The sequence below is a fragment of the Mesorhizobium sp. M7A.F.Ca.CA.003.01.2.1 genome (assembly GCF_003998945.1).
Lineage (GTDB): Bacteria > Pseudomonadota > Alphaproteobacteria > Rhizobiales > Rhizobiaceae > Mesorhizobium > Mesorhizobium ciceri.
Genome location: NZ_RZRA01001444.1, coordinates 1 through 827, shown reverse-complemented (window position 1 = coordinate 827; position 827 = coordinate 1). Strand labels below are relative to the sequence as shown.

Here is an 827-nt window from a genome sequence, read left to right as displayed (position 1 = left end):
GGCTTCGACGATGACGTTGTAGAAGTCCGCCTTAACCGGGACGTAGCCGGTAAAGTCGCCGCCCTCGACGCCTTCGAAGCAAGCCTTGTCCTTCTTCGGCAACTGCGTGAAGAAGTCGGCGAGCTTGGCGGTCATTTCGTCGCCGAGCGCGGTGCGCACGACCAGCGGGCCGTTCGGGATCAGACCCGAGCGCCAGACTTCGACGAAGTCGTTGGGGTCGACGGCGCCCTTGGCGACTTCCTTGTGGAAGGTGCCGGAGGTGTAGCCGTCCTTGAAGTCGCCGATGCCGGAAGAATCGTCCACCGCCACGTCGACCTTGCCGTCACGCACGGCCAGGACGTTGTTCTCGTGACCGCCGTTGAACTGGGTCGAGGCGAAGAAGGTTTCGTTCGAAGCGCCGGTATCCTTCGGGATCTGGGTCAGCGGGATCAGGTAGCCGGAGGTAGAATCCGGATCGGCGTAGCCGAGCTTCTTGCCCTTGGCCGACTTGATGTCGGTGATGCCGGAGGATTTCAGCGCCAGGCCGATCGAATAATAGCCGGTGGCGCCGTCGGTCTGCTGGGTGGTGAGGATCGGGGTGACCGCCTTCGGGTCCTTGAGAGCGACGCTGGCGTAGCCGGAAGCGCCGAGTTCGGCGAAGTCGAGCGTGCCGCCGAGCAGGCCCTGGATGACGCCGTCGTAGTCGGCGGCCGGGAACAGCGAAACTTTCTCGACGCCGAGGACTTGCTTGATGTGGTCGGCGAAGCACTGGTAGTTGCGCAGACGGTCGGCTTCGTTCTCGCCGCCCAGAATGCCGACGCGGAATTCCTTCAGATCCTGTGCCTGGA

1 protein-coding gene is annotated in these 827 nt (G+C 63.5%); it reads right to left on the bottom strand.

All coding sequences use genetic code 11. The annotated features are described in order from the left end of the window. Window positions 1-827: phosphonate ABC transporter substrate-binding protein (gene phnD, locus EN969_RS33340; RefSeq protein WP_127419869.1), on the bottom strand; the 827-nt coding region annotated here is incomplete at both ends.